This is a genomic window from Halomonas sp. 7T (assembly GCF_025643255.1).
Taxonomy (GTDB): Bacteria; Pseudomonadota; Gammaproteobacteria; order Pseudomonadales; family Halomonadaceae; genus Vreelandella.
Genome location: NZ_CP087112.1, coordinates 1,543,383 through 1,555,864, shown reverse-complemented (window position 1 = coordinate 1,555,864; position 12,482 = coordinate 1,543,383). Strand labels below are relative to the sequence as shown.

Here is a 12,482-nt window from a genome sequence, read left to right as displayed (position 1 = left end):
CTTTATCTTTAATCAATGAGAGACGCGATGAGCATCTACGGCGACTACATTAAGTCCGTTATTCGCACGGTTCCTGACTGGCCAGAGCAGGGCGTAAATTTTCGTGATATCACACCGCTACTGCAGAATAGTGCTGCCTTTCGTAAGCTGATCGATAGCTTTGTGCATCGCTACCAGGAAATGAACTTAGATGCCATCGCGGCTATCGATGCCCGTGGCTTTATTATCGGTGCACCTTTGGCCTACGAGCTGGGCTGTAGCTTTGTTCCCGTTCGCAAGAAGGGGAAGTTGCCCTTCAAGACGATCAGTGAAACGTACACGCTTGAGTACGGCCACTCTGAAGTGGAGCTCCATTCTGATGCGTTTCAGGAAAATGATCGCATTTTGCTGATGGATGATTTGATTGCTACTGGCGGTACCATGCTAGCTGCCGCTAACCTAATTCAACGTTCTGGTGGGCACGTGGTGGAAACCTCAACCATCATCGATCTGCCTGAGCTGGGCGGCTCCCAGAAAATTCGCGATGCTGGCTATAGCGTATTCGCGGTATGTTCATTCACCGAAGACGAGTAACACCCCTTATGAGCAGCGAACGCTATCATCAGCACTTCACCATTTCCTGGGATCAATTGCACCGTGATGTACGTCAGTTGTGTCATCAGTTAATCGAGCGCGATTTCAAAGGTATCGTTGCGATTACTCGCGGTGGATTAATCCCTGCAGCGCTTATCGCCCGTGAGTTAAATATCCGTTTGATCGATACCGTTTGTATTAAAAGCTATGACCATATGGATCAAGGCGGATTGGACATCATGAAAGGCGTTGACCATGACGGTGATGGCTGGTTGCTGGTAGATGACTTGGTCGATACAGGTAAAACCGCTCGTGCTGTTCGCGAGATGCTGCCGAAGGCGCATTTTGTAACGATGTATGCCAAACCCGAAGGTCGCCCGCTGGTGGATCAATACCTTACCGAAGTGGCTCAGCAGTGCTGGATTCAGTTCCCCTGGGATATGGGCATTGCTTACGTTGAGCCGCTGGCAGACCAACTGAAGAAGTAGTATGGCTAATCCGCTACCCGACGATTGGAATCAATGGCTTGGGCAAGAATTTCAGGCTGACTACATGTCAGCCCTGAAAGCATTTTTGGCTCAAGAAAAATCAGCTAAAAAAGTGATTTACCCGCACTCATCGCACTGGTTTCGTGCGTTCGAGCTGACACCTTTAGCCTCTGTGAAAGTGGTTATTTTAGGACAAGATCCTTATCACGGCCCTAACCAAGCGCATGGGTTGTGTTTTTCGGTGCAGCCGGGTATCCAGGTGCCCCCTTCTTTAGTCAATATTTACAAAGAACTAGCTTCTGACGTTGGGTTTACCCCCGTGCGTCATGGCTTTTTAGAGCCGTGGGCAAAGCAGGGCGTGTTGCTACTTAACACCGTATTAACGGTTGAGCGGGGGAATGCTGCTTCACACCGTGGTAAAGGGTGGGAGCACTTTACCGATTGCGCGATTGAAACCGTCAGTCGGCATGCAGAACCGTGTGTGTTCCTGTTGTGGGGCAGCCATGCGCGCCAGAAGAAGGCCCTGATTGATCAAGCGCGCCACTTGGTGTTGGAATCCCCGCACCCTTCGCCGCTTTCGGCACATCGCGGCTTTTTTGGAAACCGGCACTTTTCACGTGCAAATCAATTTCTAGTGGAGAACGGACGCTCCCCGATTGAGTGGCAATTGCCAGAAACCCCTTAACCTAACGGTCAGTTGCGGGTAGAATGGCGCGCAATTTTGTAAGCCTGTCGATGCGACGAAGGTCGTCATCCTGAAACTCCTGCAGTGAGGAAGTCCCATGAGTGTCTACGCCATTAACCATCCGCTTGTTCAACACAAACTGGGACTGATGCGTGAAGCCGATTTAAGCACCAAGAGCTTCCGTGAACTAGCAGGTGAAGTGGCAAAGCTTCTGACCTATGAAGCAACCAAGGGGTTAGAGCTTGAGGATCATGAGATTCAAGGCTGGAACAATGAGCCGATTGCAACGCGCCGTTTGAAAGGTAAAAAAGTAACGATCGTCCCTATTTTACGCGCGGGATTGGGGATGCTGGAGGGTGTCACTGATCTTATTCCCAGTGCCCGAGTCAGCGTAGTGGGGCTTTACAGGGACGAAGAGACACTCCAGCCGGTGCCGTACTTTGCCAAATTTGCCAATGATATTGAAGAGCGCATGGCAATTGTTATCGACCCGATGCTTGCAACCGGTGGCTCAATGGTTGCCACTCTGGATATGCTGCGTGAACGTGGCTGCGAGCATATGAAGGTGATTGTATTGGTGGCAGCGCCGGAGGGCATTAAGCGGGTTCAAGATGCTTACCCAGAGATTGAGATCTATACCGCGTCAGTAGATGACCGGCTCGATGAAAATGGCTACATCGTGCCCGGTTTGGGAGATGCTGGCGACAAGATATTTGGAACGCGCTAAGCGCGCTGACCTACATTGCCCCTTGCGCTTTGCGTTAGGGGCATTTTTTTGGCCGTTACTACACAACATTGATCATTGGGAACTTTAAAATGAGTAACACTGCTAATCCTGAGTCGTGGCCTAAGACGCTGCTAACCGGTGCGCAAATGCTGTTTGTAGCGTTTGGTGCGCTTGTGTTAGTGCCGCTATTAACGGGTCTGGATCCAAGCGTTGCGCTTTTCACCGCTGGGGTGGGAACGCTTGTGTTTCATGGCGTTACCAAACAGACCGTTCCTGTCTTTCTCGCCTCCTCTTTTGCCTTCATTGCACCGATTCAAGGCTCGATAGCCAGCTTTGGGGTGCCCGCAACAATGGGGGGCTTGATGGCAGCGGGATTGGTGTATGTGGTTATTTCACAGGCAGTACGTCTGAAGGGGACGGCCTGGCTACACCGGTTGCTGCCGCCTGTGGTGGTAGGCCCTGTGATTATGGTGATTGGCCTTGCTTTGGCGCCGGTGGCGGTGAGCATGGCCACGGGGGAAACCAGCGATAATATTGGGTATGGTCAGGCGCTTTTTCTATCAATGGCAAGCCTACTGGTTACGCTGGTGCTAGCGGTATTTGGACGTGGGATACTGCGCCTCGTGCCTATCATGGGGGGGATTGCCACGGGGTATATCTTGGCATTGATCATGGGCGTGGTGGATTTTTCCCCGGTGCATAATGCGGCGTGGGTGGCGCTGCCTAGTTTTACTGCTCCCAGCTTTCACTGGGCCGCGATTCTTTTCATGATTCCAGTAGCGATTGCGCCAGCGGTAGAGCACATTGGTGATATGGTGGCGATTGGCTCGGTAACCCGTAAGAACTATTTAGAAAAACCCGGCTTACATCGCACACTACTTGGTGATGGCCTCGCTACCACCACGGCCGCTTTATTGGGTGGGCCGCCTAACACGACTTATTCGGAAGTGACCGGTGCCGTCACGCTTACGCGGGCTTTTAATCCTCGTTACATGGTGGTGGCGGCCGTTATTGCCATTATTTTGGCATTTGTAGCCAAATTGGGCGCATTTTTGCAAACCATTCCCGGTCCTGTGATGGGAGGGATCATGACGCTCCTCTTTGGTTCTATCGCGGTGGTAGGGATGAACACGCTGGTTCGAGCCGGTCAGTCGCTGACGGCAGCTCGCAACTTGGTCGTCGTGTCGTTAATTTTAGTATTCGGTATTGGCGGGATGCAGTTCGGTGGTGGTCAATTTACCTTGCAAGGCGTTAGTTTGGCGGCACTGGTGGGCATTGCGTTAAACTGGCTGCTACCCGCTGAAAAAGAGGGTGAATAGCCTTATTGAAACGCTAGACAAGACAACGGTGCCGGTAATGAGAACCTTAAGCGATAGCCCGTTTCCAGTATTAGGCGTTGCGGCGTGGAGCGGCACAGGCAAAACCACGCTATTAACCCAGCTATTACCGCGTTTGCGTGCAGATGGGCTAGTAGTGGGCGTGATTAAGCATGCCCACCACAGTTTTGATATAGACAAGCCCGGTAAGGATAGCTACCAGCTGCGCCAAGCCGGTGCTGCGCCTATGCTGATTGCTTCCCGGGAACGTTTCGCGTTAATGCAAGAAACCCCCGGTCAAAAAGAGCCCGACTTGAGCCAGCTACTGGCATTGATGACACCCCATCAGCCTGATCTTGTGATTGTTGAGGGTTTCAAAGCTTGGCCCATCCCTAAGCTTGTGCTCTATCGTGAGGGGATAGGCGATCCGGCTATTGTAAGCGATGCGTGGGTGCAGGCGGTGGCCACTAGCGGGCCAGCGCCTGTGGCATTAAGCGAAACGGTCGTGCACCTGAATCTTGATGATATTGAAGCGGTGGCTCAGTGGGTGATTGGCTGGGTGAATGAGCAAACTCGCACCGCAGCTTTTTAAAAAAGGTAATGTTATGCAGCTAACGCACCTCAATACCCACGGCGAAGCCAATATGGTAGACGTCGGTGATAAGCATGAAACGCGCCGCGAAGCGGTAGCCTCTGGCCGCATAGTGATGCAGCCAGAAACTCTTCAGCTGTTAAGTGATGGCGCACTGCCGAAAGGAGATGTGCTGGCAACGGCGCGAATCGCGGGTATTCAGGCAGCGAAACGAACCCATGAGCTGATTCCGCTCTGCCATGCGCTGGCGCTTTCGAAAGTGTCGGTTGACTTTGACGTTGACCATCTCAACGGCTGGGTAAATGTGTCGGCACTGTGCCGGCTCAATGGCCGCACGGGTGTAGAAATGGAAGCGCTGACCGCTGTCTCTGTGGCTTGTTTGACGCTTTACGATATGTGTAAGGCCGTAGACAAAGAGATGCGTATCGAGGCCGTTCAGCTTGAGAGTAAACGCGGTGGTGTGCGCGGTGACTACCAGCGTGTACCCGCTGCAGCGCCTATTGTAACCGGTGAAGGAGCAGCAGGTGAGGTGCGTTTAGGCGAGCGCTGTATGTCTCCCTGTGTGCGAGTCAAGTTTTTAGCAGAGCTGCGTGAGCGAGTAGGTCAGAGCGATATCACGATCAACCTTGACCAGTTAGCGAGCCGAGACGTAGCAGGTTTGAAAGCTGCTTTAGCCGAGCAGGATGCGCGCTTTAGCGTGCTCTCTGATCAGCGGGCGCTCTGCGCGATCAATCAAGTGATGGCCAATGATACGTCGCGTATCACCGATGATGATGAAGTTGCCTTCTTTCCGCCAGTAACGGGAGGCTAGCCCTATGGCTGAAGCAGTCTTAGATATTGCGGTCGAGGTACAGTCAGCGCCGTTCTCAATGGATTATGGCTATGAGACAACGCTTCAACAGCGTACCGACATTGGGGCCATCGTTAGTTTTACGGGCTTGGTAAGGGACTTTAACGAAACCCCCGATGTCATGGGGCTAACGCTTGAGCATTACCCAGGAATGACGGAGCGGACGCTAGTCGAGATTGGTGAGCAGGCGTGGGAGCGTTGGTCACTGCAAGCCGTGAGGATTATTCATCGGGTAGGGCATTTGGCACCAGGCGACCCGATTGTTCGGGTGCTCGTTGCCAGTGCTCATCGCCGGGATGCGTTTAACGCCTGCGATTTCATTATGGATTATTTGAAAACCCGAGCGCCATTTTGGAAAAAAGAGCACTCCCGAGAGGGGGCGTACTGGGTTAAAGAGCGCCATAGCGATCAGCAGGATGCCGACCGCTGGGCACCCGTCCCTTAAGACGAGCTATTAAGCCCCTCAGTGGAGGGCATTTCGGCGGCCATTATTTGCAAATGCACGTCTGGCATATGTTGGCAGTGGTCTGCTAACCACTGAATAAGACGTGGCTGAAGCGCCAAGCGTAAATCGGCTAACGTGTCAGCTTTAATGTCCTCTAGCTGCGTATCCAGCCAATCGCTAAAGCTCTCTTCGTCAAGGGGGCTTGCGCTACTGGCATCAAGCATTAAACGCCCTATCCGCCACCAACCGGTTTCGCTTGCTGTAACGGGTAACGCAAGGAATAGGCTACCACGCCGTGCTTTTGAGGAAGAAGTGTCGAGGCCAGGGTGAGGGATGACGCTATTTTGATTCACAATGCAGGGTAGTTGTGGATAGCGCTGCTCGCAGCGCAAGCCCTGGTTGTCAAAAACGATCATATCACCGTTTGTCGGTGCCAGCGGGGCGCTGATGCCGAGAGAGGCGGCAACGGCTTGATGGGATTCTTGGTGCCGCGCTTCCCCGTGTACGGGCAAAAGTGATTTTGGCCTTACCCACTGATAGAACTTTTTCAGCTCTTCTTGGGCGGGGTGGCCAGTGGCATGTAGCTCTGGGTGATTCGTTTCATCAAACAGGGTCACGCCGATTTTGGAGAGGCGTCTTTTAAGCTGTTCAATGGGCCGCTCGTTTCCCGGTATTGCTTTGGCGGAAAAAATAACGCTATCGCCTGGTGCTAAATCCATAAAGGGATGCCGTCCTTGGGCTAAGCGTTGTAAGGCAGCCCGCGGCTCTCCCTGGCTGCCTGTTGCAATCACCACGACTTCATCAGGCGGCAGGTAGCCAAGGTCATGGGGGGGCACCAGCGGTGGAAAGTCATCTAAGTAGCCCAGGCCCTTAGCAACACTGACCATACGCTCCATCGAGCGCCCCATCAGGCTGACACGACGACCGCAGCGTTGGGCGGCAAGGCCGATAGCCAACACCCGCGCTAAATTACTGGCAAAACATGAGACCACAACGCGGCCGGTACACTTTTCGAGGGTTTTGACGAGTGCTCTGGCGACATCGCCTTCGCTTCCCGAATGGCCGGGCATCGGGGCGTTAGTCGAATCGCCCACTAGCAAATCAATCGGCGCTAGGGCTCGGAAATTCGCTGCATTCACCGGCGAACCGATTAACGGCTCAGGGTCCAGTTTCCAGTCACCGCTATGCAGAACACGATATTCGCCCGCCATCATCATAATGGCGCAGCTTTCCGGAATGGAGTGAGTAAGCAATAAGTAGCGCAGCGTAAAGGGGCCCTGCTGCATGGCATCGCCCGGCTCAATGACGTGGATAGCACCGCTGCTTAACTGACGCTCTGCAAATTTCAGACGCAGCAAGCCAGCCGCCAGTGGCGTTGCATAAATCGGGCAGTTCCACTTAGGCCATAACCAGGCAACGGCGCCGATGTGGTCTTCGTGCCCATGGGTAATGAAAAGTGCCTGCGGCTTGATGCCTAACGTTTCCAGGGTGTCCGTATTCGGGACTTGCAAGGGGGCATTGGGTAAATCTTGACGAATCATCATGCCGCAGTCGACGGCGATCCATTGATCGTCGTATCCATACAGCGTCAGATTCATTCCAATTTCACCGCACCCGCCCAGCGGAAGCAGGCGCAGTGGTGGGCGACGACGGGGACGAAGTAGAGCGCGTGTTGGATGCATTAGTCACGAAAAGCCTAAAAAGTAAGACCTTAACTATACGGGAAGGCAGGGGCGGCTAACAATCATCATGGCCTCCGCCCGGTGCTTACCTTATGGGCTTCCGGTACACTAGAGCGGTTGAAGCGGTGCTCATAGCATCAGCTAATGAAGCGTAAGCATGCCATTGAAATAAGTTACGTGTGCCGATCAAAGCTGCTTATTAAAAAAGCACTTATCAAAGCCCCTATAAAAAGCACCTTTTAAAAGTACCAATTAAGAGATAGCTATCTATGTCGCACTATTATCGTCTTGTTGTTTCCTGCCCCGACCAAGTGGGCATTGTAGCGCGTGTTTCCAGCTTTATTGCCGAGCAGGGGGGGTCAATTACTGAAGCAAGCCAGCACTCCGACCTTGAAACAGGCCGGTTTTTTATGCGTTATGAAATTTTAGCGGATTCGCTGGGTATGTCTGCCGAGGCGCTGCGCACCTCTTTTGAACCTGTAGCAGACGCGTTCAATATGCAGTGGTCATTAATGGATACCCAAAAGCGTCGTCGCGTCGTGTTAATGGTGTCGCGGGAGTCGCACTGCTTGGTGGATCTACTTTACCGTTGGCAGGCCGGTGAGCTTGATTGCGATATTGTGGGTGTAATTTCTAACCATGAAGATATGCGTTCGCTGACGGAGTGGTACGGTATTCCTTATCACCATGTGCCCGTCGATGCGGCTAACAAGCAGGCATCGTTCGAGAAAGTGCAGGCCCAAATTGATAGCGTACGCGCTGATTGCGTCGTTTTAGCTCGCTATATGCAAATCCTGCCTCCTGCGCTGTGCGAGCGGTATGCTGGGCGAGTGATTAATATTCATCACAGTTTTCTGCCCTCGTTTGCTGGCGCAAAACCGTATCACCAAGCTTTCGAACGCGGCGTCAAACTCATTGGGGCCACCTGCCATTATGTCACCGAAGAACTGGATGCAGGGCCTATCATCGAACAGGATATTCATCGCGTAAGCCACTGCCATACACCTACCGATCTAGTGCGTTTTGGCCGAGATGTTGAGAAAGCGGTACTGGCAAGAGGGTTACGTTGGCATCTTGAGGATCGCGTGCTGATCCACGGTAATAAAACGATTGTATTTAGTTAACCACTGTTAGGGGCCTCCATGTCATTTGCGCAAAGTGTTCTCGCACCCTGGGCGCTGGTGCTTACCTGGTTAATATCACTGGGCGTGTTGGCCTGGGTGGTATGGCAGCGCCCCTGGCAAGTATTGAGCAGTGATATCGCACTTCAGCATCGCTGGTTGGGTGCTACGCTGGCCGTCATGTTGATGTGGCAGTTGCGTGCCCAAGCAGTCGATTGGCTGACGCTTCACCTTGTTTTTACCGTGTTAATGACCCTGGTATTTAGAATTCCGCTGGCGCTTCTAAGTAACGCAGTGATCAACATTGCGATGGTGGTGATAGGGCGTAATGATTGGGTGCTTTGGGGGGCTAATGTCATGATAACGGGTATCGTGCCCGCGTTTATCATTGGCTTGGTGTGGCGCCTAGTTGACCGGCGGTTGCCTGATAACTTGATGGTATTTATGTTTGCATGCGGTTTTTTCGGTGCTGCGTTAGCCACGCTGGGGGCTGGGCTCGTTACCGTGCTGTTGATTGTAGCGGCTGGGACGGATCCTGAGGCAGTTTATCTTGCTCAGGAGTATGCTCGGTTCCTGCCGCTTTTGATGCCCTCTGAAGCGTTTCTAACCGGCATGCTGTTAAGCATTTTACTGGTCTATCATCCTAGCTGGGTGGCCACGTTCAATGACCACCGCTATATCGATTCTCAATAAGCCTGCTGGAGCAGCTATATAGCTATAGCCTGAGGGCTAACCTAATGCCTGCCCGTTTCCGCCCCGTATAACCCCAACGCCGACCCCTTCTATGTCTAGCTGCTGAGTGCGTAGATCGATTTCAATGGGGGCAAAGTCGGCGTTTTCAGCCACCAGGGTCACTTGGTGGCCTTGGCGCTTAAAGCGTTTAACGGTGACTTCATCTTCAAGCCTGGCAACGACTATTTGCCCATCGCGAACGCGATCAGTGCGGTGTACTGCCAACAAATCGCCCTCTAGGATGCCTACGTCTTTCATCGATAATCCACGCACTCGCAGCAGGTAATCTGCTTTTGGCGTGAAATATTCCGCAGGCAGTGGGCAGTAACGGTCAATATGCTCGGCTGCCAAAATAGGGCTACCTGCGGCAACCTCCCCAATGACCGGTAGCCCGATGAGCTGGGTATCCACACTGGTCGCTGAAGGCGTTGGTGAGGCAGTTTCCGCCACCTCTGAAGCGTCCTGGTTAGGCAAGCGGATACCCCGTGATGTATTGCGGATAATCCGAATGGCGCCTTTGCGTTCTAACGCGCGCAGGTGCTCTTCCGCCGCGTTGGGAGAGCGGAACCCCAGCGCCTTAGCAATTTCTGCGCGCGTAGGCGGGTAGCCAAATTCACCCATCGTTTTAACGATGAAATCAAATACGTGCTGCTGACGTGCTGTGAGTGGACGCGACATAACAAACTCCAAAAAATGAAAAGACAGTAGCGACATGTCGGCTAATCAGTATGTGTTTAAGTATACAGTATGTTCCTCTGTCCAGTACATGGTTGAGCTTTATCTAGCGGTAGAGCTTGCTGATGTAAGTGAAAAACAGCACGAGCGTTTGAATTTTTGAGAAAAATAGTGACAGGTAGTGAATGATTGAGTGGATATAAAGGATTGAGACGAGGGAGTTAATGACATAGTATTTTGCGATGTTTTAAACACTTGTTTTTTGGAGGGCGCGATGGCGCAGTCTGATACGGTAACGCGTATTTTAGATACCGCAGAGGTGCTATTTGCAGAGCGCGGTTTTGCCGAAACCTCGCTGCGCAATATCACAAGCAAGGCGCGGGTTAACCTAGCGGCGGTCAACTATCACTTTGGTTCGAAAAAAGCGCTTATCCAAGCCGTTTTTGCGCGGTACTTGGAGCCTTTTTCACAACGGTTTCATACCGCGCTAGATGATCTAGAGGCACGCCATCAAGGCGCGCCTATACCGTTGGAGGTGCTACTTGAAACCATGGCATCAACGGTGCTGGCAGTGCCTGCAGAGCGGAATAGCTTGAAGGTATTCATGCGGTTGTTGGGGCTCGCATACAGCCAGGCGCAGGGACATCTACGGCGCTATATCCAGCAGGAGTATGGCGATGTATTTACACGCTTCACTGAGCTGGTACGCCAAGCCACCCCTGATTTGCCTGATGCGGAGCGCTTTTGGCGGCTACACTTCATGTTAGGTACCGTCATTTTCACCCTGTCGGGTCTTGATGCACTGCGCGACATCGCTGCTAAAGACTACAACGAGCAGGTCACCGTTAGAGACTTGGTAAGACGTTTACGCCCGGTGGTGGTGGCCGCCATGCATGCACCGCTACCCCCTGCACCAGAAGAAGGTCCGTATGAGAACGCCCACGTTAGCTGAGCTACCGCCTTTAGACGATCACTGGCTAGAGATTGACACGCAGAGACAGCAACTGCGCTGTTGGCAGGGGCGAGTACTGCGTCATGAATGCGCTATTTCAACGGGGGAAGCGGGTGTCGGCCAGCAAGAGGGCAGTGGCCAAACGCCCCAGGGCTGGCACTATGTGCGGGCAGCGATTGGCGATGGCCTGCCAGAAAATGCGGTGTTTCGCGGCCGTCGATGGACGCGTGAGGTGTACACCGCTGAACTAGCGGAAACCCATCACTCCCGTGACTGGATATTGACGCGGATTTTATGGCTGTGCGGCTTAGAAGTGGGCAAAAACCGTGGCGGCGAGGTGGATTCCCAGCGGCGCTATATTTATTTGCACGGTACGCCACCCGATCAACCGATGGGAGAGCCTGCCTCTCATGGCTGTATTCGATTACGCAATGACGATTTATTAGTGGTTTTTCAGTTTGCACGACCCGGTACGTCGGTTTGGCTGCATGGAGGCGATGCTTACGTTTCTGTCTCTGATAATTTTGACACGCCTCATTGATCGTCTAAAATTGCTACCCCTCCTTGTTGGATCCATCACAATGACTCAATCCCTAGGCCCGGTCATGCTTGACCTTGAAGGGCCGCAATTGACTAAAGCTGACAAACAGCTGTTGCGGGATCCTGCGGTGGGCGGGGTCATCCTGTTTGCGCGTAACGTAGAGAATGCCTATCAAACGCGCCAATTATGCAGCGATATCCGTCGGGTACGCGCGGATCTGCTGCTCGCTATCGACCAAGAAGGCGGGCGTGTTCAGCGTCTCAAGCAAGGCGTCACCAGGCTGCCACCCATGGCGCGCATTGGCGACCTATTTACCGGCAACCAAGAAGCGGGTATGGCGTTAGCCAAAGATGCAGGCTGGCTATTGGGTATGGAGATGGCTGCTTGTGGGCTGGATATTAGTTTCGCCCCAGTGCTGGACGTAGAGAGCGGAATTTCTAGCGTGATTGGTGACCGCAGTTTCAGCAGTGATCCCGCCCATGTTGCATTATTGGGCCAAGGGTTTATTCAAGGTTTACATGACGCGGGTATGGCGGCCGTGGGAAAACACTTCCCGGGTCACGGCGGCGTTGCAGCTGATTCTCATGTGGCACTCCCCGTTGATAACCGCCCCTTCGAGCAAATAAAACAGCACGATCTTCTTCCCTTTACCCGTCTTGCAAGTCAACTGGGTGGGGTAATGCCTGCCCATGTGATCTATAGCGCGTTTGATACCCGGCCTGCGGGTTTTTCACCTAATTGGCTGGGTATGCTCAGGGAGTCGTTAGGGTTTAAAGGGTGTATTTTTTCCGATGATTTGAGCATGACAGGCGCTCATGAAGCTGGGGATCCAAAAGCGCGTGCAAACGCAGCGTTAACGGCTGGTTGCGACATGCTGTTGGTGTGTAATGATCGAGCTGCCGCACTTGAGGTGGTCGATGCTTGTCGGGGCTTGCAAAGTAAGCGCCCCGCTAAACTGCGCTATGGACGTGCTAGACCCGATCTCGATGCGCTATCGGCATTAGGCCGTTGGCGGCGTACGCATGCCCAATTAGAAGCACTCGCTAATTAATCATCTCTGTTTAAAGTAAATAACCCGATACTGTTTACGTGCTTTGGAGTAA

15 protein-coding genes are annotated in these 12,482 nt (G+C 52.9%); 13 read left to right on the top strand and 2 right to left on the bottom strand.

All coding sequences use genetic code 11. The features are described 5' to 3' along the window. Nucleotides 1-27: 27 nt before the first annotated feature. From LOS15_RS07155 to moaE, 8 genes are all read left to right on the top strand, one after another. Nucleotides 28-573: an adenine phosphoribosyltransferase gene (locus LOS15_RS07155; protein ID WP_263069155.1), complete on the top strand. Its 546-nt coding sequence runs from the start codon at nt 28-30 to the stop codon at nt 571-573. An 8-nt stretch (nt 574-581) separates the two neighbouring features. Further along, nucleotides 582-1,061 carry a xanthine phosphoribosyltransferase gene (gene gpt, locus LOS15_RS07150; RefSeq protein ID WP_009723428.1) on the top strand — a complete coding sequence of 160 codons (480 nt, stop codon included), beginning with the start codon at nt 582-584 and terminating at the stop codon, nt 1,059-1,061. A gap of 1 nt (nt 1,062) precedes the next feature. Continuing rightward, nucleotides 1,063-1,746: a uracil-DNA glycosylase gene (ung, locus tag LOS15_RS07145; protein ID WP_263069153.1), complete on the top strand. Its 684-nt coding sequence runs from the start codon at nt 1,063-1,065 to the stop codon at nt 1,744-1,746. Nucleotides 1,747-1,843: 97 nt separating this feature from the next. Then, nucleotides 1,844-2,473, top strand: coding sequence for a uracil phosphoribosyltransferase (gene upp, locus LOS15_RS07140; RefSeq protein ID WP_263069151.1), 630 nt, complete (start codon nt 1,844-1,846; stop codon nt 2,471-2,473). 89 nt (nt 2,474-2,562) lie between these two features. After that, the gene (locus LOS15_RS07135; protein WP_263069148.1) at nt 2,563-3,792 is read left to right on the top strand and encodes a uracil-xanthine permease family protein; all 1,230 of its coding nucleotides are present in this window, start codon (nt 2,563-2,565) and stop codon (nt 3,790-3,792) included. A gap of 37 nt (nt 3,793-3,829) precedes the next feature. Further along, nucleotides 3,830-4,381, top strand: coding sequence for a molybdopterin-guanine dinucleotide biosynthesis protein B (gene mobB / locus LOS15_RS07130; RefSeq protein WP_263069146.1), 552 nt, complete (start codon nt 3,830-3,832; stop codon nt 4,379-4,381). A gap of 13 nt (nt 4,382-4,394) precedes the next feature. Then, entirely contained in the window at nt 4,395-5,192 is a 798-nt protein-coding gene (gene moaC, locus LOS15_RS07125) for a cyclic pyranopterin monophosphate synthase MoaC (protein ID WP_263069144.1), read from the top strand. A 4-nt stretch (nt 5,193-5,196) separates the two neighbouring features. After that, entirely contained in the window at nt 5,197-5,676 is a 480-nt protein-coding gene (moaE, locus tag LOS15_RS07120) for a molybdopterin synthase catalytic subunit MoaE (RefSeq protein ID WP_263069142.1), read from the top strand. Here moaE and LOS15_RS07115 read toward each other — a convergent pair. Beyond that, the gene (locus tag LOS15_RS07115; protein WP_263069656.1) at nt 5,673-7,274 is read right to left on the bottom strand and encodes a ribonuclease J; all 1,602 of its coding nucleotides are present in this window, start codon (nt 7,272-7,274) and stop codon (nt 5,673-5,675) included. The two genes, moaE and LOS15_RS07115, sit on opposite strands and share 4 nt — an antisense overlap. Before the next feature lie 353 nt (nt 7,275-7,627). Between LOS15_RS07115 and purU the strand changes: the two genes are divergently transcribed. Both purU and LOS15_RS07105 read left to right on the top strand, forming a co-directional pair. Further along, entirely contained in the window at nt 7,628-8,482 is an 855-nt protein-coding gene (gene purU, locus LOS15_RS07110; protein WP_263069141.1) for a formyltetrahydrofolate deformylase, read from the top strand. An 18-nt stretch (nt 8,483-8,500) separates the two neighbouring features. Further along, nucleotides 8,501-9,172 carry an energy-coupling factor ABC transporter permease gene (locus tag LOS15_RS07105; protein ID WP_263069139.1) on the top strand — a complete coding sequence of 224 codons (672 nt, stop codon included), beginning with the start codon at nt 8,501-8,503 and terminating at the stop codon, nt 9,170-9,172. A gap of 36 nt (nt 9,173-9,208) precedes the next feature. On the opposite strand, the gene lexA is transcribed toward LOS15_RS07105, so the two are convergent. After that, the gene (lexA, locus tag LOS15_RS07100) at nt 9,209-9,889 is read right to left on the bottom strand and encodes a transcriptional repressor LexA (RefSeq protein WP_263069137.1); all 681 of its coding nucleotides are present in this window, start codon (nt 9,887-9,889) and stop codon (nt 9,209-9,211) included. 271 nt (nt 9,890-10,160) lie between these two features. On the opposite strand from lexA, the gene LOS15_RS07095 reads away from it, so the two are divergent. From LOS15_RS07095 to nagZ, 3 genes are read left to right on the top strand one after another with little or no spacing between them, the layout of a single operon-like run. Beyond that, complete coding sequence (locus tag LOS15_RS07095; protein ID WP_263069135.1) at nt 10,161-10,838, top strand: TetR/AcrR family transcriptional regulator; 678 nt, start codon at nt 10,161-10,163, stop codon at nt 10,836-10,838. After that, nucleotides 10,816-11,379: a L,D-transpeptidase gene (locus tag LOS15_RS07090; RefSeq protein WP_263069134.1), complete on the top strand. Its 564-nt coding sequence runs from the start codon at nt 10,816-10,818 to the stop codon at nt 11,377-11,379. Before LOS15_RS07095 ends, LOS15_RS07090 begins: the two co-directional genes overlap by 23 nt. Nucleotides 11,380-11,419: 40 nt before the next feature. Further along, nucleotides 11,420-12,430 carry a beta-N-acetylhexosaminidase gene (nagZ, locus tag LOS15_RS07085; protein WP_263069132.1) on the top strand — a complete coding sequence of 337 codons (1,011 nt, stop codon included), beginning with the start codon at nt 11,420-11,422 and terminating at the stop codon, nt 12,428-12,430. Nucleotides 12,431-12,482 lie beyond the last annotated feature (52 nt).